Source organism: Pseudomonas sp. FP2335 (assembly GCF_030687535.1).
Taxonomy (GTDB): domain Bacteria; phylum Pseudomonadota; class Gammaproteobacteria; order Pseudomonadales; family Pseudomonadaceae; genus Aquipseudomonas.
Genome location: NZ_CP117437.1, coordinates 3,791,526 through 3,813,702 on the forward strand (window position 1 = coordinate 3,791,526; position 22,177 = coordinate 3,813,702).

Here is a 22,177-nt window from a genome sequence, read left to right on the forward strand (position 1 = left end):
CCAGGGCAATAAACAGTTTGTAGTAATCCATAAAACGACATAAATACGATACGTACTATCATCGGACATAAGGTTTTCGCCCCCCACACGGAGTACCGCCCCTTATGACGACAAGCCTGTATTCACTGCCCGACACAACCGAAACCGACGACCCGCTGGACATGCGCAGCAGCGGCGCCGCCCAGCGCGCGCTGGACTATTACTTGAAAGAAGATATGTCGACATCGATCCAGGACGACATCCTGTTCCGCGTCAAATCCGGCATCAGCCAGGAGGAAGCACTGGTGCATGCCTCGGATTTGTTGCGCAGTGCGGCCGCCACCGCGTATGAATCGGCGAACAGCCATCAAGGCAACCAGCGGGACCTGGCGTTTTCAGTGGTGTATTTGATTGATATGGCAAAGGCGATGGTGGAGCGGTCGTTGCAGGTGCCAGAAGCCCAGGCGAACGTTTAGCGGGCACGCGGGAAAATATTTCTATCCCACGGATAAAAACATTTGACTTGCAAATGATAATGATTATTATTGGACCCAGCTGATCGCGAGATCAGTCGATAGACCAAGGGACCTTAGGTCGGACTCTTGGAATATCTCCTCATCAGGCTAATCACGGTTTTTGACCCGGCTCTTTGGCCGGGTCTTTTTTTTGCCAGTTTCCCTGGCATGGCTTCAGGCTAATGAAGACTGTGTGTTGCTTGATGGCGCGCATGGTAGCAAAAGACCATCGCGAAAAGAAAGCCGAACGAACGCCCTGCGTCGGATCTCTGCGAATTAGCGCTTGAGAATCAATCTCATAGATTCTAAGCTGCTGCGGCGTCATGGACGACGCCCCCCCCTTCTCCATGCAACAATTTTGCATCAAGATTTTGCCCGACTCCTGTGTAAGATACCTGCCACAACACTCATACTCAGGCAATCAGACTATGACCGTGGCCTTGACCTCCATCCGGATCAGCACCGACTTCGACAGTGGCAATATCCAGGTGCTCGACGCCAGCGATTCCTATCAGTTGTTGCTCGCCATCAAACCCGACACCCGCAGCCCGCATTTCCAATGGTTCCACTTCAAGGCCGAAGGCATGCATGTGGGCCACACCCACACCTTCCGCCTGAGCAACGCGAGCCAGTCTTCCTATAAGCACGCGTGGAGCGGCTACAACGCCGTGGCGTCCTACGACCATATCAACTGGTTCCGCGTGCCCACGCGTTTTGATGGCGACCTCTTGCACATCAGCCTCGAAACCCGTGAGAAACACGCCTGGTTTGCCTATTTCGAACCCTATAGCCGTGAGCGCCACGACTGGCTGATCGAACAGGCCCTGACCCGTGCGGGCACCCAGTTGCTGGCCACCGGAAAAAGTGTCGAAGGCCGCGACATTCAGTTGCTGCGCCGTGGCAAAGGCGGCGAAGGCCGACGCAAGGTGTGGATCATCGCCCAACAACATCCCGGCGAACACATGGCCGAATGGTTCATGGAAGGCATCATCGAACGCCTGCAACAGGACGGCGACATCGAGCTGAAAAAACTGCTGAAAGTCGCCGACCTGTACCTGGTGCCCAACATGAACCCTGACGGTGCATTCCACGGCCACTTGCGCACCAACGCCATGGGCCAGGACCTCAACCGAGCCTGGCAAAGCGCCAGCGAAGAACTCAGCCCGGAAGTCTTCTTCGTCCAGCAACAGATGGAGAAGTACGGCGTCGACCTGTTCCTCGACATCCACGGCGACGAAGAAATCCCCTACGTGTTCACCGCTGGCTGCGAAGGCAACCCAGGTTACACGCCGCGTATAGAAGCCTTGGAAAAACACTTTCGCAGTCACCTGAGCGCCCTGACCCGCGACTTCCAGACCACCCACGGCTACACCCGCGACCTGCCGGGCGAAGCCAACATGACCCTGGCCTGCAATGCCGTTGGGGAAAAGTACGACTGCCTGTCGCTGACCCTGGAAATGCCGTTCAAGGACAACGACGACGCGCCCAACCCGCACACTGGCTGGTCGGGCAAACGTTCGATGCAGTTGGGCAAGGATGTGTTGAGCACCGTCGCCGACATCGTCAGCGTTTTGCGCTGACGCCTGTCATGCTGCGCAGCACGCCATCGCGGCGGATCAGCCCGTGGAACAACGCCGCCGCCAGGTGCAACAGCACCGTCAGGAACAACAGGTAGGCGAGAAAGCCATGGGCCTTGCGCAGCACTGCGAACAACGGTGCATTTGCCGCCACCAGCGCGGGCAATTGCACCGAGCTGCCGAGCATCACCGGGTCGCCGGCGGCCGAGATCATCGCCCAGCCCAGCAGCGGCAACACCAGCATCAAGCCGTACAACATCCAGTGGGACGCCTTGGCTGCCAGCACTTGCCACATCGGCAAATCGGCAGGCAACGGCGGTTGGCGCGTGGAAAAGCGCACCACCAAACGCACGATCACTAGCGCCAGAATCGCTATCCCCAACGGCTTATGCAGATGGATCAACCACTCGTGCCGCTGCGACACTGACGCCGCCAGCCCCGCGCCGATAAACAGCATGGCGATGACCATCAGCGCCATCACCCAGTGCAGCAAGCGCGCCAATGGCGCAAAAAACCGCGGTTGGGCATTCATGGCTTCGACTCCTGAGGGGCACGGTGCAGCGGGCTGACTTCACCGGCACGGCGCAGATATGAACTGGCATACGCCGCCGAACGTGCGGCCAACAGCGGATCATTGGAGGCTTCGATACCGCTGGGCAAAATCAGCGGGTCGAAGTTGATGTCGCGACAATCGCCGTTCGCTTGCGGCTGGCTGCTCTGCAACACCAGCGTCCCGGCGTTCAGCACCTTGTGCGCGCCTGCCCAGGTCTTGCTCGCGTCGTCCAGCGGGTCGCCGGGGTTGGCCAGGGCCATGTTCAACTGCCAACGCAGGGGGCCAGCGCCTAGACGCTGCACCAGGTCCTGCTCAAGAAAATCAGGCCCCGCCGGCGCGGTATCACCCGCTGCATCCTGACTCAGCGGCACCATTGCCCAACGCACGGCCTGGCGCTTGCCATCGGCGTCCACCAGATAAAACGCATTGATCCCGTTGTAAGTTTCGGTCGCATAGCTGGCCGACGGCTTGGCCGTCTTGACCCACGCCAGAAACGCCGCCGTCTCCGGATGCGTGGCGAAAAATGCGGGCATGCTCGACGGGTTCGGCTTGCCGGTAGCCGGGTCCGGCGCGCCGGCCTTGAGCAGCGCGTAAAAAGCCTCGGGCGTACCCACCGGGAATACCGGCATGCTGTTCATCCCGGTGCGCCATTGCTGGCCGTTGGCCTGAGTGAATTGCACGGCAAAACTGCGGATCGGCACACTGCTGTCCGGCGCATACGGGTTGCCGCTGGGCAAGGCAAAACGGCCAATGACCGGAGTCTTGGCCGCACTGAATACCTGTGCGCTGGAATAGGCACGTGCCTCGGGGCTACTTTCGAAATAACCCGCAACGCATACGCCCTTGGCATGGTTACGCCGGAAACCCGGGTGCACACCGTTGTTGGTTTCCAAGGCATTCACCAAGGTTTTCGGACGCAGGCGTTGTGGGTCGAGCGTGCCGTTGACGTAGGCAAACGCCCCGGCCACCAGCGCGACCACGGCACCGATACCGGCGAGTCGCGCGATCAGGCTCGCCGTACTCAACGGGGGACGGGGTGGTGATGAGTGATCTACCATGAAGGAACTCCAGGGCCAGGGGCCTCAGGGGGGTGGAACATAAGGTCGGAGCATTAGGACGAACGCCAACCGCCTCTATTCCCTGGCCATTGACTTAATTTTCCGGCCCCGGGAATAACCGCCAACGCCGGACGTCTCTCTAGTCCCAGCGCAATGACCAGCCAGAACTCCATGCATGAACTCGACGCAGCGTTACGTGAACTCATCCCCAGGCTACGGCGCTTTGCCGTGTCCCTGACCCGTAACGCCAGCAGCGCCGACGATCTGGTGCAATCGACCCTGGAACGGGCGCTCACCCGTTGGGTCGGCAAGCGCAGCGAAGGCGATTTGCGTGCGTGGCTGTTTTCAATCCTCTATCGGCAGTTCCTCGACGCTCACCGGCGCACCCGACGCTATGCGCGCATGCTCGAATTGTTCACCGGCCGCGAGGATGCGCAGCCGTCGGTGGAACGCACGGTGATCGCCCAATCCACCCTGCAAGCCTTCGACCTGCTCAACACCGAGCAGCGGGCCCTGCTGCTGTGGGTCTCGGTCGAAGGCTTGAGCTACAAGGAAGTCGCCGACATCCTGGAGGTGCCCGTCGGCACCGTGATGTCGCGTCTGTCCCGCGCGCGCCAAGCCTTGCGTCAACTCAGCGATGGCGAAATTGCCAGCCCTTCCCTGCGGATACTCAAATGATCAGCCTGCCCCCCAGCGAACGCGATTTGCATGCCTACGTCGACCACCAATTGGCGGACAGTGACCGGCGCCTCCTCGACACCTGGCTGGCCGCCCACCCCGACGTCGCGGCCCAGGTCCACGCCTGGCAGCAGGACGCACAATTGCTGCGCGCCGCACTCGGCGCAGGCCTGCAACAGCCGAGCAACCCCGCGCTGGACCCGGCGCTGATCCGCCAACGCCGCAAACGCCAGACCCGCCGACACTTCGCCACGGCGGCGCTGCTGTTGCTCGCCGTCAGCCTCGGCGGCATCGGCGGCTGGCAGGCCCGCGAAGCAACGCAAACGCCCCTGCTGCCCATGGCCGACGCCATGCAGGCGTATCGCTTGTTTGCCAGGGACGGCGTGCTGCCCGCCGACTATCACGTGCAGAACGGCGGCAGCATGCAAGCCTGGATCGACCGCTACTTCAGCCAAGCCAGCCGCCTGCCGGACTTGAGCGCAGCCGGCTACACAGCGGTCAGCGGGCGTTTGCTCACGACCGACCAAGGCGCGGCGGCGATGGTGTTGTATGAGGATCAACAAGGTCGGCGCATCAGCTTCTATATTCGCCCGCCGGGCCCGGACAACGGTTTCCTGCCCCGTGGCAGCCGCAGCGCCGATGGCTTGCAGGCCGAGTACTGGTCCGGCGGCGGCTACAACTATGCGATGGTCAGCCCAGAGGGCGAGCCCACCACGGCACTGCTGAAGTTCTAGAAGCCCCCGCCCGGAATCACGCTGCGCAAGTCGATACCGGCCGGCGGCGGGAGCTGGCCATCTGCTTTTGCGATCGCTGGCCAGCGCATTTTGTATTGGTTAAATTGGCGCGCTTTCCCGCAAAATAGCGCCCCTCACTAGACGGAACCCGCCCCATTGGCCCTACCCAGCACCCTGCGCCGTTTATTCGCCAAGCCTGCCGCGGCCGCGGTTGAAGAGGTGTCTGCGTATTTTCAGGACAAGGCCCAACGCCAAGGCTACACCCTCAGCCCCAGCCAGCAGCAGGTCATCGAACGCATGACGCTGCTGGCCGGGGCCTTGCAGCAAGCGGGGCCAGCGCCGCGCAGCCTGTATCTGCACGGCGCCGTGGGACGCGGTAAAAGCTGGTTGCTCGATGGTTTTTTCCAGGCAATGCCCCTGGCCGAGAAGCGCCGCGTGCACTTCCACGATTTTTTTGCCCGCCTGCACCAGGGTATGTTCCGCCATCGCCAGCAGCCCGACGCCCTCGCGGTGACCCTGGATGAATTGCTCGAAGACTGTCGCGTGCTGTGTTTCGACGAATTCCACGTCCATGACATCGGCGACGCGATGCTTATCACACGCCTGTTCAAAGCGTTGTTCGAACGAGGCGTGCTGGTACTGGTGACCTCCAACTACGCGCCGGCGGGGCTGCTGCCGAACCCGCTGTACCACCAGCGGTTCAAGCCGGTGATCGAGCTGATCGATGCGCGCATGGACGTCATGGAGGTCAACGCGCCCCAGGACTACCGTGGCTTGGCGCAAAATCACGACCAACAGCGCTTCACCCAGGGCCGCTTCGTGTGCCCGGGCAGCCCGGCACAACGCCAGGCACTGGGCTTGCCAGCGGCCGATTGCGCCGCCCTCAGCCTGACCGTCGGCACCCGCCAGCTGCGAGTCCGTGGTCACGAGGGGCGCACCATCGCCTTCACCTTCAACGATGTGTGCGAGCAACCCACGGCGGTGCTGGACTACCTGCTGCTGTGCGACGACTTCGACCACTGGATCATCGACGGCCTGCCGGAGCTGGCGGAGTGCCCGATTGCCGTGCAGCAGCGTTTTATCAATCTGGTGGACGTGCTCTACGACAAGGACAAACACCTGATCCTGATCGGCGAACAACCGCTTGCGCACGCGTTGCGCGGCCAGGCCATCGACCTCTCCCGCACCGTCAGTCGCCTGGGGCAATTGCAACAGAGCGACGCGTAACCGTTATCATGGGCGCCGCTTGCGTCCCCACCGCCCAGAGACTGCGCCGTTCATGCATACCCTCGCCCAACTCAAGGCCGGCCAACTGGCTGGCATCACGCGCCTGGACCTGTCCTGCGGGCTGACCGAATTCCCCCGGGAAATCTTCGCGCTGGCCGACTCCCTGGAAATCCTCAACCTCAGCGGCAACGCCCTGAGCCACCTGCCTGAGGACCTGCACCGCCTGCCGCACCTGCGCGTGCTGTTCTGCTCGGACAACCGCTTCACCGAACTGCCACCATGCCTGGGCCAGTGCGCCAAGCTGAGCATGATCGGCTTCAAGGCCAACCAGATCACGCAGGTGCACGCCGCCGCACTGCCGCCACTGCTGCGCTGGCTGATCCTCACCGATAACCAGATCAGCCAATTGCCCAGCGAATTGGGACGGCGCCCCTTGCTGCAAAAACTGATGCTGGCCGGCAACCAACTGACGCACCTGCCGGAAAGCCTGGCCGGCTGCCACAACCTCGAACTGCTGCGCATCGCCGCCAACCGCTTCACCCGCCTGCCGCAATGGCTGCTGGCGCTGCCAAGCCTGACCTGGCTGGCGTATGCCGGCAATCCGGTGGAAATGGCGGTGGAGCTGCCTGGCGATGACAGCACGCCGAATATCCCCTGGTCCGAACTGGAACTGGCCGAAGTGCTGGGCGAAGGCGCCTCGGGGGTGATCCATAAGGCGCTGTGGAAAACCACGGGGCAATCCGTCGCGGTGAAGCTCTACAAAGGCACCATCACCAGCGACGGCTCGCCCCTGCATGAGATGCAAGCGTGCATCGCCGCCGGGCTGCACCCCAACCTGATCAAGGTCGAAGGTCGCGTGATCGGCCACCCTGAGGGTCAAGCAGCGCTGGTGATGGACCTGATCGACCCGAGCTACCGCAACCTCGCCGCCCTGCCGAGCCTGGCCTCGTGCACCCGTGACATCTACGCACCGGGCACCGTGTTCAGCCTGGAGGTGGCGTTACGCATGGCGCGGGGCATCGCCTCGGTCGCCGCGCATCTGCACCGGCATGGCATCACCCATGGCGACCTGTATGGCCACAATATTTTGTGGAATGAAGCCGGTGATTGCCTGCTTGGGGATTTTGGCGCGGCGTCGTTCCATGCCACGACGGATACCGAGGAGACCCGGGCGTTGCAGCGCATTGAAGTGAGAGCGTTTGGGGTGTTGTTGGGGGAGTTGTTGGCGCGGGTCGAGACCCAGGTGAGTGACGCGCTGATCGGGTTGCGCGAGCGTTGCTGCCAACCTGATGTGCTGGCGCGTCCAGGTTTCGCAGAAATCGAAACCTTGCTAGGGGCTATCGGACACCACTAACCCCATGTGGGAGCGGGCTTGCCCGCTCACACATTTCGGACTGCATGTGGTCTGCTGGAATCAGCCAGCCAGGCCGACGAACATGTCCTGCACGTCGTCGTGGTTGTCCAGGCCTTCGAGGAAAGCCTCGACTTCGGCCATCTGCTCATCGCTCAAACCGCTCACCGGGTTCTTCGCGAGGTAGCCCAACTTGGCCGACAACACGGTGAAACCCTGCTCCGGCAGTGCTTTCTGTACCGCATCCAGGTCAGTGGTCTCGGTGATGAACAGGGTGGTGCCCTCTTCTTCACCGGCTTCGAAATCCTGGGCACCGGCTTCGATCGCGGCCATTTCAGGATCAGCGTCCGGCGTGTCCGCCGAGGCTTCGATCAGGCCGACATGGTTGAAGTCCCAGGCCACGGAGCCGGAAGCACCGAGTTGGCCCTTGCGGAACGCCACGCGGATTTCCGCCACGGTGCGGTTGATGTTGTCGGTCACGCACTCGACGATCAGCGGTACCTGGTGCGGCGCGAACCCTTCGTAGGTCACTCGGTGGTACTGCACGGTTTCACCCAGCAGGCCTGCGCCTTTCTTGATCGCGCGGTCCAGGGTTTCCTTGGGCATCGAGGCCTTTTTGGCCTGTTCCACCACCAGACGCAGGTGGGCGTTGGTGGAGGTGTCGGCGCCGTTGCGGGCGGCGATGGTGATTTCTTTCACCAGCTTGCCGAAGATCTTGCCCTTGGCATTGGCTGCCGCTTCTTTATGTTTGACTTTCCACTGTGCGCCCATGACTCGCTCTCTTCTGTCCATCGCGCCCAAACGTCTACTGGCGGGCGCTTTGGGGGCAGAGTTTATAGGGCAAAAACGCAACGTTCCACCAAAAAACCGTCAGGGCGCCAACTCGAAAAACGCCTGGATCAGGCGCAATGAGCGACGCCGCTCCAGGCAGCCGAGCAGATGGCGGTTGACCAAGCCGTCGCCTTGCAGGGGAATCGCCCGCACCCGTGGGTCGGGGCTGACTTCCATCGACGACACCACCCCCACGCCCAGTTCAGCGGCGACGGCCTCGGTCACCGCCTCGCGGCTGTCCAGTTCCAGCAACACCTTGGGCTGCACAGCGGCCGCCTGACAGGCCTCATCAAAAGTGCGCCGGGTGGTGGAGGTCGGCTCACGCAGCACCATGATCACTCCGTGCAACTGCGCCAGCGCAATGCCCGCGGGCTGCATCGCCCAGGGGTGGCTGACCGGCACCAGCGCGCAAATCCGCGATTCACTCAACGCTTGCAGATGCAGGCCGTTGCGCGGCTCCACTTCGGTCAACACCGCCACATCCGCGTGCTCCGAGAGTAACGCCGCCAGGGTTTCCTGGGCGTTGCCCAGGCGCAGGTTGACGGTGATGCCGGGGTAGCGCGCGCGCAGGCTGGCGAGCATCGGCATCACCAGATGCGGGCCGTCGGCTGCCACTTCGAGGCGCCCGCTGAGCAACTGGCGATTGGCTTCCAGCATCGTCTGCGCCTCGTCCACCAGGCCGAAAATCGCCCGGGTGATCGCCGCCAAACGTGCGCCCTCTTCGGTCAATTCCACCCGTCGCGCGGTACGGCGCAGCAAGGGGATCTGGTAGTGCTCTTCCAGGGCCTTGATGTGCCCGGTCACCGCCGGCTGGCTGATAAACAGCCGCGCCGCCGCCCGGGTAAAGCTGCCCTCGCGGGCCACGGCATCAAATGCACGCAGTTGGAACAGGTTCATGGTTATCGGCCTCACTGATAGCTCGCATAACAACAAACAATTTGATTGATAACAAGCCAAACTGCAATTTAGGCGCCGTAGCTTGAATCGATGGCTTGACGAGGATTTGCAATGACCGCGCCTGTACTGCTCACCCCTGGCCCCCTGACCACCTCCGCCCGCACCCGCCAGGCGATGCTGGTGGACTGGGGTTCATGGGATGAGCGCTTCAACCAACTGACCGCCAGCGTCTGCGAGCAATTGCTGGCGATCATCGACGGCGCCGACAGTCACCACTGCATAACGTTGCAGGGCAGCGGTACCTTCGCCGTCGAAGCCGCCATCGGCACGCTGGTGCCCCGCGATGGCAAGGTGCTGGTGCTGATCAACGGCGCCTACGGCAAGCGCCTGGCGAAGATCTGCGACGTGCTGGGCCGTGCCGTCAGCACCTTTGAAACCGCCGAAGACCAACCCACCACCGCCACCGATGTCGACCGCCTGCTGCGCGCCGACCCGCGCATCAGCCACGTTGCCTTGATTCACTGCGAAACCAGCACCGGCATCCTCAACCCGCTGGCCGCGATCGCCGAGGTGGTCAAGCGCCACGGCAAGCGCCTGATCATCGACGCCATGAGCGCCTTCGGCGCACTGCCCATTGACGCCCGCGCCGTGCCGTTCGATGCGCTGATCGCCGCCTCGGGCAAGTGCCTGGAAGGCGTGCCGGGCATGGGCTTTGTCTTTGCCGACAAACAGGCCTTGGCCGCCGCCCAGGGCAACTGCCACTCCCTGGCGCTGGACCTGTTCGACCAGCACGCGTACATGGCCAAGACCGGCCAATGGCGCTTCACCCCGCCGACCCACGTGGTCGCCGCACTGCATGAAGCGCTGGTGCAATACGCCGAAGAAGGCGGCCTGCCCGCACGCCATCAACGCTATGCGCGCAATTGCCAGGCGCTGCTGGACGGCATGGCCGACCTGGGCCTGCGCAGCTTTCTGCCGGCGGCGATCCAGGCGCCGATCATCGTCACGTTCCACGCCCCGCACGACCCGCGTTACCAGTTCAAGGACTTCTACGAACGGGTCAAGGCCAAGGGTTTCATCCTCTACCCCGGCAAATTGACCGAAGTCGACACCTTCCGCGTCGGCTGTATCGGCCATGTCGACACCCCGCAAATGCGCGCCGCCGTCACCGCCATCGGCGACGCACTGCGCGCCATGGGCATCACCCCTTCCTCTATTGGATCGCCAGCATGAACTATCAGACCCCCAACACCCTCCAGGCCGTGATCCTCGACTGGGCCGGCACCGTGGTCGACTTCGGCTCCTTTGCGCCCACGCAGATCTTTGTCGAGGCATTTGCCGAGTTCGACGTGCAAGTCTCCATCGAAGAAGCCCGCGGCCCGATGGGCATGGGCAAGTGGGACCACATCCGCACCCTGTGCAACCAGCCGCAGGTGGCGGAGCGCTACCGCCAGGCATTCGGGCGCACGCCAACGGATGATGACGTGACGGCCATCTACCAGCGCTTCATGCCCTTGCAGATCGAGAAGATCGCCGAGCACTCGGCACTGATCCCCGGCGCCCTCGACACCATCGCCCGCTTGCGCCTGCAAGGGCTCAAGATCGGTTCCTGCTCCGGCTACCCCAAGCAGGTGATGGACAAGGTAGTCGCGCTGGCCGCCACCAATGGCTATTACGCCGACCATGTGGTCGCCACCGACGAAGTGCCCAACGGCCGCCCCTGGCCGGCCCAGGCCCTGGCCAACGTGATCGCCCTGGGCATCGATGACGTGGCCGCCTGCGTGAAGGTCGACGACACCGTGCCGGGCATCCTCGAAGGCCGCCGCGCCGGGATGTGGACCGTCGCGCTGACCTGCTCCGGCAATGCGCTGGGCTTGACCCATGAGCAGTTCCGCGCTCTGGACGCCAGCACCCTGGCCAGTGAACGCACGCGCATCGAAGCACTGTTCGCAGGCTCGCGCCCGCACTACCTGATCGACACCATCGCCGAGTTGCCGGCGGTGATCGCCGAGATCAACGCACGGCTGGCCCGTGGGGAAATTCCGCAAGGTCACTGATAGAAGTCAAGACAACGGCATTTACCCCAGGCAAAGCGCTCAAAACCGGCATACAGTTAAGTCACTGCGTCACTGAAGAACGCAATGCTGTTCCGTGAAGAAACTGTAGCTGTGGCGAGGGTGCTTGCTCCCATCGGGGCGCGAAGCGGCCCTGAACAGAGGGACTGCTGCGCAGCCCAACGGGAGCAAGCGCCCTCGCCACAGGATTGCCCTGATGAGTGAGGAACACAGCGATGCCGTGGAAAAACTCCGATACGCGTTACAGCACCATGTCGATTGCGTTGCACTGGTTGATGGTGGTGCTACTGGCGGTGGTCTACGCCTGCATTGAATTGCGCGGCCAGTTCCCCAAAGGCAGCGGGGCGCGAACCCTGATTGTCGAGATGCACTTCATGTTGGGCCTCACCGTGTTTGTGCTGGTGTGGCTACGCCTGTTTGCACGCAGCCTGGGGGTGGCGCCGAAGATTGTGCCAACGCCGCCGAAATGGCAGAGCCTGTTGGCGACGCTGATGCACGTCGCACTGTACGCACTGATGATTGGCATGCCGATCGCCGGTTGGCTGGTCGTCAGTGCCGAAGGGCACTCGGTGATGTTCTATGGCATTGAACTGCCGCCGTTGATCGCGGAGAACAAGGCACTGGCCAAAGAAATCGAGGGCTGGCATGTGTGGTTCGGCAAGGTCGGGTATTGGTTGATTGGGTTGCATGCATTGGCGGGGATTTTTCACCATTACATCCTGCGCGATAACACGGCCTTGCGCATGATACCCGGCAAGCGCGCTACCCCATGAAACCCCGGCGGCCCTGAAGGCCGCCAGTGTGGATGAAGATCAGACGGGTGCCGGGCCGAAAACGCCCGGCTTCGATCTGCTGCTTCAAGGCCAGCAGCGCTTTGCCGGTGTAGAGCGGTTCCAGGGGCAGGCCGCAGGCCTTTTCTGTTTGCTCGATAAAGTCCAGCAGCAGCGGATCGACCTTGGCAAAACCACCTCGGCTGGCGTCCAGCAGTTCATAACCGCCCCGCACGATAGCCTCCACGTTCTGCGCCACACCATGGTCGTCCGGTACCGCCATAGCGCCGTACACCGGGTGTGCGCCCGTCTCCGCCAATGCCAATCCGGCCAACGTGGTGCCGGTGCCCGCCGCCAGCCACCAGGCGTCGTAGTCGGCCCAGCCCAGCACGTGCAACTGCGCGCGAACCTGCTCGATGAGCACGCCGCAACCTGTTGCACCGGCGAGCCCGCCGCCACCTTCGGGCACCGCATGCAGATCGGGATATTGCTCACGCCACGGCGTCCAGAACCCCGGCTGATGCCGCGCGCGATAGCCGCCATAACCCAGCCAGTGCAGTTGCATGCCGAAGGCTTTCAGGTCGAGTACGGTGGGCGTGTCCTGGGGATGGCCGCGCAGCAGGCCCACAGTCGGAAAACCAAAGCGCTTGCCCGCCGCCGCCAGCGCATGCAGATGGTTGGAGTAGGCGCCGCCCAGGCTGATGATGCCTTGGGCGTTGTGCGCTTGCGCCAGGTGCCCGCTGAGCTTGAACCACTTGTTGCCGCTGATCAGCGGGTCGATGCGATCCAGGCGCAGCACGGCCAACTCGACGCCTTGCAGCCAGTCCAGGCGCAAGGGCTCAAGGGGAGCGTGGGGAAGCCAGTCAAACGGGCCCATCAGGTGCATCTCTGTGCGCAAAGGGCCCGTAGTCTATGTGCCTTACAGCTCGGCGGCCAGTCGCGAGCCTTGGTTGATCGCGCGTTTGGCGTCCAGCTCGGCCGCCACATCTGCGCCGCCGATCAGGTGCACATGCTGGCCCGCTGCGAGCAAACCGTCCTGCAACTCGCGCAGCGGGTCCTGGCCGGCGCAGATGACGATGTTGTCCACCGCCAACACCTGGGGCTCGCCCTCGGCGCCGATGCGGATATGTAAACCTGCATCGTCGATCTTCAGGTATTCAACGCTGTTGAGCATCTGCACCTGCTTGTTCTTCAGACCGGTGCGGTGGATCCAGCCGGTGGTCTTGCCCAAGCCGTCGCCGACCTTGGAGGCCTTGCGTTGCAGCAGGAACACTTCACGCGCCGGCGCATGCACTTGCGGCTTGATCCCGGCTACGCCACCACGGGCCTGCAACTGGGTGTCGATGCCCCACTCTTTCCAGAACGCTTCACGGTCAAGGCTGGTGGACACCCCCTGATGCACGAGGAATTCCGAAACGTCGAAACCGATACCGCCCGCACCGATCACCGCCACGCGCTTACCTACCGGCTTGCGTTCCAGGATCACATCCAGGTAGCTCAACACCTTGGCATGCTCGATGCCCGGGATCGCCGGGGTGCGCGGCGCAATGCCGGTGGCCAGGATGATCTCGTCGTAACCGCCGGCCTTGAGTTGCTCGACGTCGACGCGGGTATTGAGGCACACCTCCACGTGGGTGGTCTGCAATTTGCGCTTGAAGTAGCGCAGGGTTTCGAAAAACTCTTCCTTGCCCGGTACACGCTTGGCGATGTTGAACTGGCCGCCGATTTCGCTGGCGGAATCGAACAGCGTCACCTGATGCCCCCGCTCGGCGGCAACCGTCGCCGCAGCCAGACCGGCAGGCCCGGCGCCCACCACCGCGATCTTCTTGATCTGCTTGACCGGCAGGTAGTTCAGCTCGGTCTCGTAGCACGCCCGCGGGTTGACCAGGCAAGTGGTCAACTTGCCGCCAAAGGTGTGGTCCAGGCACGCCTGGTTGCAGCCGATGCAGGTGTTGATTTCATCGGCACGTCCAGCGGCGGCCTTGTTGACGAATTCCGGGTCGGCCAGGAACGGCCGCGCCATGGAGACCATATCGGCATCGCCTTCAGCAAGGATCTGCTCGGCGATTTCCGGGGTGTTGATACGGTTGGTGGTGATCAGCGGGATCTGCACCGCGCCACGCAGCTTGGCGGTGACTTTGCTGAACGCGCCACGCGGCACCTTGGTGGCGATGGTCGGGATCCGCGCTTCGTGCCAGCCGATGCCGGTGTTGATAAGCGTCGCACCGGCCTGCTCGATGGCTTTGGCCAACTGCACGATCTCTTCCCAGGTGCTGCCGCCTTCTACCAGGTCGAGCATCGACAGGCGGAAAATGATAATGAAGTTCGGGCCTACCGCCTCACGCACACGGCGCACGATTTCCACGGCCAGGCGCATGCGGTTTTCGTAGCTGCCACCCCAACGGTCGGTACGGTGGTTGGTGTGGGCGGCGAGGAACTGGTTGATGAAGTAGCCTTCGGAACCCATGATTTCCACGCCGTCGTACTCGGCGACCTGAGCCAGCAACGAGCAGTTGACGAAATCCTGGATCTGCTTCTCGATGCCCTCTTCGTCCAGCTCCTTGGGCTTGAACGGGTTGATCGGCGCCTGGATCGCGCTCGGTGCAACCTGCTTGGGGCTGTAGGCATAGCGACCGGCGTGGAGGATCTGCATGCAGATCTTGCCGCCGGCGTCGTGCACGGCCTGCGTCACGATCTTGTGCTTTTGCGCCTCGTCGTCGGTGGTCAACTTGGCCGCGCCGGCATACACCCCGCCTTCATCGTTCGGGCCAATGCCGCCGGTGACCATCAGGCCCACGCCGCCACGGGCGCGCTCGGCGAAGTAGGCCGCCATGCGCTCGAAACCGCCGGGTTTCTCTTCCAGGCCGGTGTGCATCGAGCCCATCAAGGTGCGGTTGCGCAGGGTGGTAAAACCCAGGTCCAAAGGGGCCAACAGGTGCGGGTAGGCAGCAGCGGTCATGGTACAGCTCCACAACGGATCATCACGGGACGTGGCGCACTCGAACGGTGTGCCATCGGTTTATGTCCCACAGACTAAGAGGCACTGGACTACGGCTCAATGACCGAAACTGACAAGTTATTGATCCAAATGCGCAGCGCCCCTTGGCAAGCCGCCCCATGGGCCCTACCCTAGTCGGCGAACCCTGCACACGGTCTGTTGTCTGTTGCCCCATGCGTAAACTTCTAGCTTTTACCGTCTCCCTGGCCCTGGTTGCCGCCGTCACCACGTATCTGGTCTGGACCCAGGAGCGCCCTGTGGCGCATTACCTGTCAGACCTGCGCATTACCCTTGCGGTGAACGAAGGGGTGCCGGCCGATCGTGGCAACCTGCTGGGCATCCAGCCGGAACTGTTCCCTGCCGACTACCAGAGCCTGGAACGCCTGCACCTGAAGCTGGCGGCCTATCTGCAAAATGCCCGGGATCAGGGGCTGATCAACCCCAAGACCATCGTGGTGCTGCCGGAACATATCGGCACCTGGCTGATGCTCACCGGCGAAAAAAATGAGGTCTACCAGGCCCTGCACGCGAAGGATGCGATGAACTGGCTGTCGGCCAGCAACCCCTTGCTGTTCGCCCGTGCCTGGATCAGCGCCACCGGCGATAACCGCATGGACGATGCCTACCTGCGCATGAAAGCCTCCGGCATGGCGCGGGACTATCAGTTGGTGTTCGGCGGCTTGGCCAAGGAGTTCGGCGTCACCCTGGTGGCCGGCTCCATCGCCCTGCCCAACCCGAGTGTGAGCCAGGGGCAACTGCAGGTCGGCCATGGCGCGCTGTACAACGCCAGTCTGGTGTTCAGCGCCGAAGGCCTACCGGTGGGCCAGCCGCAGCGCCAGCTCTACCCGATCTACGATGAGCGCGGCTTTATCACGCCAGGCGATGAGAACGTCGTCAGCGTGGTCGACACACCGGCCGGCCGCCTCGGCGTGCTGGTAGGCAGTGACAGTTGGTATCCGGACAACTACCGCAAACTCAACGAACAAGGCGCTCAACTGATCGCAGTGCCGGCCTTTGTGCTCGGTCGCGATACCTGGGACCGACCGTGGCGCGGGTTCAAAAGCGTGTCGACACCGCCGGAAATCAGCCTCAAGCCCGAAGAACTCAGCGAAGGCGAGGCCTGGCGCCGCCTCACCCTGATCAGCCAACAACCCATCAGCCAGGCAACCGCCGGCATGAGCGTGTTTTTGCGCGGGCAATTCTGGGACCTGGGCACCGCCGGCCACAGCTTCCTGAGCGACAACGGGCAGATCAGCGCCGACGGTGAAGCCCGTGGCGCGCGCATGTTGAATGTCTGGCTGTGAAACCGGTGCGCCTGGGGGATCTGTCGGTGGGCTTTGTGCACACCTTGGCAGATGCCATTCAAAGCCACGGACTGGACCCGCAACCGCTACTGCTGCAATACGGCCTGGACCCTGCGCGTCTCGCCGAAGCCGGTGCGCGGTTATCGATCCCCCGTTACATGCGCCTGGGCCACGCGGCCATCCAGCTCACTGGCGACCCGAGCCTGGGCCTGCGCATGGGCCAGCTCAGCCGGCTGAGCCAGGCGGGCCTGGCCGGGGTCACCGCCGCCCAGGCGCCCAACGTTCGTGAAGCCGCACGCACGCTGACGCGTTTTGAAGCGTTGTACGGCTCCAACTATCGCGGGCAATCGAGTTTTCATGAGGACGCCGAGGGCGCCTGGCTGCGCTTCTATTCCATCAGCCCCTACAACGCCTACAACCGCTTTGTGGTGGATTCGATCATCGCCGGCTGGCTGCACCAGCTATCGAGCCTGGCCCAACAGCCGGTGCAGGCACAACGCATTGAAATCGAATTTGAAGCACCGGACTACAGCGAACAATACAACCGGCTGGGCGACAGCCCGGTGCAGTTTGGTGCCGCGTCCAATCAGCTGCGCCTGAACCAATCCACCCTGGCCCTGCGCAATCCACAACATTGCCCCAGTACCTGGCATTTGTTGTTGCAATTGTGTGAACGGGAATTGGAGCAGTTGACCCGCACCCGCAGCCTGCGCGAGCGCATTACCCGGTTGCTCGGGCCGATGCTCAATGGCGGCCGGGAACCCGACCTGGAAGAAGTGGCGGCACGCTTGAAGCTGCCGACCTGGACATTGCGCCGCAAACTGGCCGACGAAGGTACCCAGTTCCGCGCGATTCTCAACGACACCCGCCGCGACTTGGCCATGACCTACATTCGCGATACGGAGTTGGCGTTCGGCGAGATCGCCTACTTGCTCGGTTTTGCCTCGGCCCAGGCGTTTCAACGGGCGTTCAGGCGATGGAACAACCAGACCCCAGGGGAATTTCGCCGCAGTCAGCGGCATTCCGCCTGAAGTCGGTCTTACAGCTCGGTGGCATCGTCTGCGGGTTCCAGCGGGTCCAACTCAATCGCGTGGTACTCGAGCAGTTCTTCCTGGTAGTCGTCCATGGTGGGCTCCTTGTCTGATTGAAAGCGGTTGCAGATAAATGACCTGCCTGACCAGCCTAAAGTGCCGTTATGACGAAAAAAAGTCAGCGTCATGACGTTCCTGCACCTCAGGATTAAACGTAGCAGCGTTGTGTCGATTTAGCACTTGGGTTTTTAGTTGCAATTGCAATTATATGTGAAACTCCATTAGGGTACGGCCATCCGTCTTCAGGGAGCCCACCCATGCCCGCCTCTACTGCCCACGCCGCACAACTTTGCATCGCGGCGCTCGATAGCGCCGCGCACTCGCACAATTCGCCGCTATACACGGTGATGACCATGGCCAACACCCTGGAATCGAGCAGGCAGGCCTGGGTGATTCGCGCTCAGTCCCGCTCGCGGCGGGTAGGCAGCTGGCCCACCTGGTTCGCGCGCAATACCGCGGAAAAACCGCTGCTGTACCTGCACAGCGCCGCGTCGTCGGCGCAATTGTGTGCGCTGTCCGGGCAGACGGCACAGCGCGGCATTCTGTGCAATGACATCGAAAACCACCCTTCCGCCTGGCCCAAGGGCGCACAACCGTCCTTGCCGTTGTGGCTCGCGACCAACCCGCATTGCATGCCATACGATCCGGCTTCGGGCGCAGAAACCCGGGCGATTGTGCTGGCGGGGTTGCAGGCACTGTATGTCGACGGCAAACCTGGGTTCTATTACCTGGCGCTGCATGATCAAGACGGTGCGCGCACCTTGAGCGAGCAAGACCGTGAGGACGCGCTCAAGGGCATGTATCCGCTACAGCGAGGGCATACGGGTGATGTGCGCTTGCTCGGCGCTGGTCAGGCGCTTGAAGAGGTCGTCCACGCCGCGCGGCTGCTCAAGCAAGATTGGACTATCCGCGCACAACTATGGAGTTGCCCCAGCTACACGCGCCTGGCCCGTGAAGCGGCAGGCGCCGAACGCTGGAACCGCCTGCACCCCACAGCGCCCCGGCGCGGTTGCCACTTGCGCAGTTGCCTGTCGGGGAGTGACGCGCCGGTGATCGCTGTCACAGGTTACCCGCAGCCGATCGTTGATCAGTTGGCGGGCTATGTGGATGCCCGGTTTGTACCGCTGGGGGCGGGAACGGTGCAGGCTTCGGCGCCGAGTCGGTATTGGATTGTGGTGGCGGCGCTCAGGGCTTTGGCCGATGAGGGGCGTATCGATTCACAGCAGGTAGAAACGGCGATGGCCCGCTATCGACTGTCATGAAGTGGACTGCAAGGTTCTTCAGATCTTGCTGCGACTGCGCACTGCCAACGTGGCTGTGCGCTCCAGGGTATCGGCAAACACCTGGCGCTGCTCCGGTTCAATTTGCGACAGGAACAACTCATCCACCGTGCTTTCGTAGATCTTCCACATTTTCTTGCGCAGCACTTTGCCCGCCTCCGTGATGGTGGCGAATGACCCGCGGCCATCGCCGTCAAAACGCGAACGCACCACCAGCCCGTCTTTTTCCAGGCGGTCCACCAGCCGCGTGAGGTTGTAGCGCTCGATGGCCAGTACATCCGCCAGTTCATGCATGCGGCGGGTGCCCTCGGGGCCGCTTTCCAGGCCCCACAAGGCGTCGTACCAGGCATACGCCGGCAATCCGGCAGCGGCCAGGCGCCGTTCGATTTCACGGATGACGGTCCTGTGGGCCCTGACAAAACGGAACCATACGTCCGGCTCTTTCGACGACATGCAACACCATCCGGGGAATTTCAAGAAGGTTGCAATAGTAGCTCATCCCGCGTTAGATTCGGCCATGTAGTTGCAATTGCAACTACATGGCCGACACTCCCACAAAGAGCCCGCCACCTGAAATCCGCCTAGCCTGGAGCCTCACATGTCCCCGAACAACGCAGTCAGACACGACGACGACCCACAGGAAACCCGCGAGTGGCTGGAGTCCATCGAATCGGTGTTGTCCACCGAAGGCCGCCCGCGCGCCCACTACCTGATCGATCAGTTGCTGGATTTCGACGTTGCGCGCCATGGTGATTTCTACGGACGGGTGACCACCCCCTACGTCAACACCATTGCGGTGGACCGCCAATTGCCCTACCCCGGCAACCTGGCCATCGAGCGGCGCACCAATGCCTACATCCGCTGGAACGCCATGGCCATGGTGTTGCGGGCGGGCAAACACTCCGGTGTCGGTGGGCATATCGCTACCTATGCGTCAGCCGCCGTGCTGTATGACGTAGGTTTCGACCACTTCTTCCGTGGCCGAACCGACACTTTTGACGGCGACCTGGTGTACATCCAGGGCCACTCCTCACCCGGCATCTATGGCCGCGCCTATCTCGAAGGCCGCATCAGCGAGGCGCAACTGGACAACTTCCGTCGCGAGGCCGGTGGCGAGGGTATTTCCTCGTATCCGCATCCACGACTGATGCCGGATTTCTGGCAATTTCCTACGGTGTCCATGGGCCTCGGGCCGATCACCGCGGCGTACCAGGCGCGCTTTATGCGTTACCTGGAATTACGCGGCCTCAAGCAGCACCAGGGCCGTAAAGTCTGGGCGTTCCTGGGCGACGGCGAGATGGACCAACCGGAATCCCTGGCGGCGATTTCCCTGGCCGGGCGCGAGAAACTCGACAACCTGATCTTTGTCGTCAACTGCAACCTGCAACGGCTGGACGGTCCGGTACGCGGCAACGCCAAAGTGATCCAGGAATTCGAAAGCCTGTACCGCGCCGCCGGCTGGAACGTGATCAAGGTCATCTGGGGCGGCGGCTGGGATGCCCTGCTGGAGAAAGACCAGACCGGCCTGCTGCGCCAACGCATGATGGAATGCGTGGATGGCGACTATCAAAACTACAAGTCCCAGAACGGCGCCTACGTGCGTGAACATTTCTTCGGCAAATACCCGGAGCTGCTGGCACTGGTTGCAGATATGTCCGACGACGACATCTGGAAGCTCTCACGAGGCGGGCATGATCCGGACAAGGTCTATAACGCCTACGCCGCCGCCATGCGTCACACCGGCCAACCCACGGTGATCCTGGCGAAAACCGTCAAGGGCTACGGCATGGGCGAAGCCGGCGAAGGCCAGAACATCAATCACCAGCTGAAGAAAATGGGCGCTGATGCCGTGAAGGCGTTTCGCGACCGCTTCGACCTGGAAGTGGCCGACGAACAACTCGCCGAGACTCCCTACATCAAACCTGCCGCCGACAGTGAAGAAGCGCGCTACTTCGCCGCCCGCCGACAGGCGTTGGGCGGCTATGTGCCTGCGCGTCACAGCGCCGTGGAGTCGCTGCAGATCCCTGAGCTATCGGCCTTCGGCGCCCAGCTCAAGGACACCGGCGAGCGCTCGATTTCCACCACCATGGCCTTCGTGCGCATCCTCGGCACGCTGCTCAAGGACCCGCACCTGGGCAAACTGATAGTGCCCATCGTGCCGGATGAATCGCGCACCTTCGGCATGGAAAGCCTGTTTCGCCAGATAGGCATCCACTCTGCCGTCGGACAGCTCTATACGCCGCAGGACGCCGGGCAATTGAGCTACTACAAGGAGAGCAAGGACGGGCAGATCATGCAGGAAGGTCTGAATGAGTCCGGCGCGATTTCCGCATGGATTGCGGCGAGTACGTCCTACAGCAACCACGGTTTGATGACCGTGCCGTTCTACATTTTCTACTCGATGTTCGGTTTTCAGCGCATCGGTGACCTGGCCTGGGCAGCAGGCGATGCGCGGGCACGGGGTTTCCTGCTGGGCGCCACCGCCGGACGTACTACGCTGATGGGCGAAGGCTTGCAGCATGACGATGGTCACAGCCATATCCTGTCGTCGGTGATTCCGTGCTGCGTGTCCTACGACCCAACCTTTGCCTACGAGCTCGCGGTAATTATTCGCGAGGGCATGCGGCGCATGTATGTCGAGCAGGAGGACATTTACTACTACATCACCCTACTCAACGAAAACTACCCGCACCCGGCGATGCCAGACGGTGTGGAGGATGGCATTCTCAAGGGCATTTACCCGCTCACCCAACACGCGCAGGCGCAGGTACAACTGATGGGCAGCGGTTCGATCCTGCGGGAAGTGATTGCGGCTGCCGAGTTACTGGAGAAGGATTTCTGCGTGCACAGCACTGTGTGGAGCGCGACCAGCCTCACCGAACTACGCCGTAACGGGCATGAGGTGGAACGCTGGAACCTGTTGCACCCGCAGAGCGAGCCCCGAGTGAGCTATGTCGAACAATGCCTGGCCGGTCAAACCGGGCCGGTGGTGGTGGCGACGGACTACATGAAGTTGTTTGCCGATCAGATTCGCCCGTTCGTCCCCGGCCGCCGCTTTGTTGCCTTGGGCACCGATGGCTTTGGGCAATCGGATACGCGGGAAACCTTGCGTGCGTTCTTCGAGGTGGACCGCCACTTCATCGCACTGGCGGCGCTCAAGGCGCTGGCGGATGACGGCGTGATCGGTCGCGATAAAGTCAGTGAAGCGATCAGACGCTACGGGATCAACGTCGACAAGGCCAACCCCGTGACGGTCTGA

The 22,177-nt window shown here is 62.4% G+C and carries 22 protein-coding genes; 13 read left to right on the forward strand and 9 right to left on the reverse strand.

Annotated features, from left to right (window positions below; translation table 11 throughout):
* Positions 1-104: 104 nt before the first annotated feature.
* Entirely contained in the window at positions 105-455 is a 351-nt protein-coding gene (locus tag PSH81_RS16875; RefSeq protein ID WP_226456426.1) for a DUF3077 domain-containing protein, read from the forward strand.
* A gap of 151 nt (positions 456-606) precedes the next feature.
* Here the strand turns inward: PSH81_RS16875 and PSH81_RS16880 are convergent, their stop codons facing one another.
* Positions 607-819, reverse strand: a complete 213-nt coding sequence (locus PSH81_RS16880; RefSeq protein WP_192296627.1) for a hypothetical protein — start codon at positions 817-819, stop codon at positions 607-609.
* Positions 820-922: 103 nt separating this feature from the next.
* Here PSH81_RS16880 and PSH81_RS16885 point away from each other — a divergent pair, with 103 nt between their 5' ends.
* Positions 923-2,074: a M14-type cytosolic carboxypeptidase gene (locus PSH81_RS16885; protein WP_305391130.1), complete on the forward strand. Its 1,152-nt coding sequence runs from the start codon at positions 923-925 to the stop codon at positions 2,072-2,074.
* Here PSH81_RS16885 and PSH81_RS16890 read toward each other — a convergent pair.
* Positions 2,058-2,603: a cytochrome b gene (locus PSH81_RS16890; RefSeq protein ID WP_226456427.1), complete on the reverse strand. Its 546-nt coding sequence runs from the start codon at positions 2,601-2,603 to the stop codon at positions 2,058-2,060. The genes PSH81_RS16885 and PSH81_RS16890 overlap by 17 nt on opposite strands.
* Positions 2,600-3,682, reverse strand: coding sequence for a catalase family peroxidase (locus PSH81_RS16895; RefSeq protein WP_305391131.1), 1,083 nt, complete (start codon positions 3,680-3,682; stop codon positions 2,600-2,602). Before PSH81_RS16895 ends, PSH81_RS16890 begins: the two co-directional genes overlap by 4 nt.
* A gap of 171 nt (positions 3,683-3,853) precedes the next feature.
* Here PSH81_RS16895 and PSH81_RS16900 point away from each other — a divergent pair, with 171 nt between their 5' ends.
* The 4 genes from PSH81_RS16900 (at position 3,854) to PSH81_RS16915 (ending at position 7,675) form a co-directional block, all read left to right on the forward strand.
* A complete protein-coding gene (locus PSH81_RS16900; protein ID WP_305392786.1) occupies positions 3,854-4,360 on the forward strand; it encodes a sigma-70 family RNA polymerase sigma factor in 507 nt (168 codons plus the stop codon).
* The gene (locus tag PSH81_RS16905) at positions 4,357-5,094 is read left to right on the forward strand and encodes an anti-sigma factor (protein ID WP_305391132.1); all 738 of its coding nucleotides are present in this window, start codon (positions 4,357-4,359) and stop codon (positions 5,092-5,094) included. Before PSH81_RS16900 ends, PSH81_RS16905 begins: the two co-directional genes overlap by 4 nt.
* Positions 5,095-5,250: 156 nt before the next feature.
* Positions 5,251-6,321 (forward strand): cell division protein ZapE, encoded by a 1,071-nt coding sequence (gene zapE / locus PSH81_RS16910; RefSeq protein ID WP_305391133.1) that lies wholly within the window; start codon positions 5,251-5,253, stop codon positions 6,319-6,321.
* 52 nt (positions 6,322-6,373) lie between these two features.
* Entirely contained in the window at positions 6,374-7,675 is a 1,302-nt protein-coding gene (locus PSH81_RS16915; RefSeq protein WP_305391134.1) for a protein kinase, read from the forward strand.
* A 60-nt stretch (positions 7,676-7,735) separates the two neighbouring features.
* Here PSH81_RS16915 and PSH81_RS16920 read toward each other — a convergent pair whose 3' ends face one another.
* Together PSH81_RS16920 and PSH81_RS16925 are read right to left on the reverse strand one after the other, a co-directional pair.
* Positions 7,736-8,443 (reverse strand): YebC/PmpR family DNA-binding transcriptional regulator, encoded by a 708-nt coding sequence (locus PSH81_RS16920; RefSeq protein WP_192296634.1) that lies wholly within the window; start codon positions 8,441-8,443, stop codon positions 7,736-7,738.
* Between the two features lie 99 nt (positions 8,444-8,542).
* Complete coding sequence (locus PSH81_RS16925; protein ID WP_226456432.1) at positions 8,543-9,400, reverse strand: LysR substrate-binding domain-containing protein; 858 nt, start codon at positions 9,398-9,400, stop codon at positions 8,543-8,545.
* Positions 9,401-9,511: 111 nt separating this feature from the next.
* On the opposite strand from PSH81_RS16925, the gene PSH81_RS16930 reads away from it, so the two are divergent.
* The 3 genes from PSH81_RS16930 to PSH81_RS16940 all read left to right on the forward strand — a co-directional run bounded on the left by PSH81_RS16930 (position 9,512) and on the right by PSH81_RS16940 (position 12,248).
* Positions 9,512-10,633, forward strand: a complete 1,122-nt coding sequence (locus PSH81_RS16930; RefSeq protein ID WP_305391135.1) for a 2-aminoethylphosphonate--pyruvate transaminase — start codon at positions 9,512-9,514, stop codon at positions 10,631-10,633.
* Positions 10,630-11,457: a phosphonoacetaldehyde hydrolase gene (gene phnX, locus PSH81_RS16935; RefSeq protein ID WP_226456434.1), complete on the forward strand. Its 828-nt coding sequence runs from the start codon at positions 10,630-10,632 to the stop codon at positions 11,455-11,457. Before PSH81_RS16930 ends, phnX begins: the two co-directional genes overlap by 4 nt.
* Before the next feature lie 233 nt (positions 11,458-11,690).
* Complete coding sequence (locus PSH81_RS16940; protein WP_192296638.1) at positions 11,691-12,248, forward strand: cytochrome b; 558 nt, start codon at positions 11,691-11,693, stop codon at positions 12,246-12,248.
* Here PSH81_RS16940 and PSH81_RS16945 read toward each other — a convergent pair.
* Entirely contained in the window at positions 12,238-13,122 is an 885-nt protein-coding gene (locus PSH81_RS16945; RefSeq protein WP_226456435.1) for a 1-aminocyclopropane-1-carboxylate deaminase/D-cysteine desulfhydrase, read from the reverse strand. The genes PSH81_RS16940 and PSH81_RS16945 overlap by 11 nt on opposite strands.
* 42 nt (positions 13,123-13,164) lie before the next feature.
* The gene (locus PSH81_RS16950; RefSeq protein ID WP_192296640.1) at positions 13,165-15,204 is read right to left on the reverse strand and encodes an NADPH-dependent 2,4-dienoyl-CoA reductase; all 2,040 of its coding nucleotides are present in this window, start codon (positions 15,202-15,204) and stop codon (positions 13,165-13,167) included.
* A 212-nt stretch (positions 15,205-15,416) separates the two neighbouring features.
* On the opposite strand from PSH81_RS16950, the gene PSH81_RS16955 reads away from it, so the two are divergent.
* The gene (locus PSH81_RS16955; RefSeq protein WP_305391136.1) at positions 15,417-16,547 is read left to right on the forward strand and encodes a carbon-nitrogen hydrolase family protein; all 1,131 of its coding nucleotides are present in this window, start codon (positions 15,417-15,419) and stop codon (positions 16,545-16,547) included.
* Positions 16,544-17,578 carry an AraC family transcriptional regulator gene (locus PSH81_RS16960; RefSeq protein WP_192296642.1) on the forward strand — a complete coding sequence of 345 codons (1,035 nt, stop codon included), beginning with the start codon at positions 16,544-16,546 and terminating at the stop codon, positions 17,576-17,578. The genes PSH81_RS16955 and PSH81_RS16960 overlap by 4 nt, the downstream gene beginning before the upstream one ends.
* 8 nt (positions 17,579-17,586) lie before the next feature.
* Here PSH81_RS16960 and PSH81_RS16965 read toward each other — a convergent pair whose 3' ends face one another.
* Positions 17,587-17,766, reverse strand: a complete 180-nt coding sequence (locus PSH81_RS16965) for a hypothetical protein (protein ID WP_305391137.1) — start codon at positions 17,764-17,766, stop codon at positions 17,587-17,589.
* Between the two features lie 129 nt (positions 17,767-17,895).
* Between PSH81_RS16965 and PSH81_RS16970 the strand changes: the two genes are divergently transcribed.
* On the forward strand, positions 17,896-18,900 hold the full coding sequence (locus PSH81_RS16970) for a pyruvate dehydrogenase (RefSeq protein ID WP_305391138.1): 1,005 nt from the start codon (positions 17,896-17,898) through the stop codon (positions 18,898-18,900).
* A gap of 18 nt (positions 18,901-18,918) precedes the next feature.
* Here PSH81_RS16970 and PSH81_RS16975 read toward each other — a convergent pair whose 3' ends face one another.
* Positions 18,919-19,371: a MarR family winged helix-turn-helix transcriptional regulator gene (locus tag PSH81_RS16975; RefSeq protein WP_226456440.1), complete on the reverse strand. Its 453-nt coding sequence runs from the start codon at positions 19,369-19,371 to the stop codon at positions 18,919-18,921.
* A 145-nt stretch (positions 19,372-19,516) separates the two neighbouring features.
* Here PSH81_RS16975 and aceE point away from each other — a divergent pair, with 145 nt between their 5' ends.
* Positions 19,517-22,177: a pyruvate dehydrogenase (acetyl-transferring), homodimeric type gene (aceE, locus tag PSH81_RS16980; RefSeq protein ID WP_305391139.1), complete on the forward strand. Its 2,661-nt coding sequence runs from the start codon at positions 19,517-19,519 to the stop codon at positions 22,175-22,177.

Bases quoted from the DNA above. Each gene is read 5' to 3' on its own strand.
- PSH81_RS16875 (WP_226456426.1), top strand. From the start codon at position 105: ATGACGACAAGCCTGTATTCACTGCCCGACACAACCGAAACCGACGAC.
- PSH81_RS16880 (WP_192296627.1), bottom strand. From the start codon at position 819: ATGACGCCGCAGCAGCTTAGAATCTATGAGATTGATTCTCAAGCGCTA.
- PSH81_RS16885 (WP_305391130.1), top strand. From the start codon at position 923: ATGACCGTGGCCTTGACCTCCATCCGGATCAGCACCGACTTCGACAGT.
- PSH81_RS16890 (WP_226456427.1), bottom strand. From the start codon at position 2,603: ATGAATGCCCAACCGCGGTTTTTTGCGCCATTGGCGCGCTTGCTGCAC.
- PSH81_RS16895 (WP_305391131.1), bottom strand. From the start codon at position 3,682: ATGGTAGATCACTCATCACCACCCCGTCCCCCGTTGAGTACGGCGAGC.
- PSH81_RS16900 (WP_305392786.1), top strand. From the start codon at position 3,854: ATGCATGAACTCGACGCAGCGTTACGTGAACTCATCCCCAGGCTACGG.
- PSH81_RS16905 (WP_305391132.1), top strand. From the start codon at position 4,357: ATGATCAGCCTGCCCCCCAGCGAACGCGATTTGCATGCCTACGTCGAC.
- PSH81_RS16915 (WP_305391134.1), top strand. From the start codon at position 6,374: ATGCATACCCTCGCCCAACTCAAGGCCGGCCAACTGGCTGGCATCACG.
- PSH81_RS16920 (WP_192296634.1), bottom strand. From the start codon at position 8,443: ATGGGCGCACAGTGGAAAGTCAAACATAAAGAAGCGGCAGCCAATGCC.
- PSH81_RS16925 (WP_226456432.1), bottom strand. From the start codon at position 9,400: ATGAACCTGTTCCAACTGCGTGCATTTGATGCCGTGGCCCGCGAGGGC.
- PSH81_RS16930 (WP_305391135.1), top strand. From the start codon at position 9,512: ATGACCGCGCCTGTACTGCTCACCCCTGGCCCCCTGACCACCTCCGCC.
- phnX (WP_226456434.1), top strand. From the start codon at position 10,630: ATGAACTATCAGACCCCCAACACCCTCCAGGCCGTGATCCTCGACTGG.
- PSH81_RS16940 (WP_192296638.1), top strand. From the start codon at position 11,691: ATGCCGTGGAAAAACTCCGATACGCGTTACAGCACCATGTCGATTGCG.
- PSH81_RS16945 (WP_226456435.1), bottom strand. From the start codon at position 13,122: ATGGGCCCGTTTGACTGGCTTCCCCACGCTCCCCTTGAGCCCTTGCGC.
- PSH81_RS16950 (WP_192296640.1), bottom strand. From the start codon at position 15,204: ATGACCGCTGCTGCCTACCCGCACCTGTTGGCCCCTTTGGACCTGGGT.
- PSH81_RS16955 (WP_305391136.1), top strand. From the start codon at position 15,417: ATGCGTAAACTTCTAGCTTTTACCGTCTCCCTGGCCCTGGTTGCCGCC.
- PSH81_RS16965 (WP_305391137.1), bottom strand. From the start codon at position 17,766: ATGACGCTGACTTTTTTTCGTCATAACGGCACTTTAGGCTGGTCAGGC.
- PSH81_RS16970 (WP_305391138.1), top strand. From the start codon at position 17,896: ATGCCCGCCTCTACTGCCCACGCCGCACAACTTTGCATCGCGGCGCTC.
- PSH81_RS16975 (WP_226456440.1), bottom strand. From the start codon at position 19,371: ATGTCGTCGAAAGAGCCGGACGTATGGTTCCGTTTTGTCAGGGCCCAC.
- aceE (WP_305391139.1), top strand. From the start codon at position 19,517: ATGTCCCCGAACAACGCAGTCAGACACGACGACGACCCACAGGAAACC.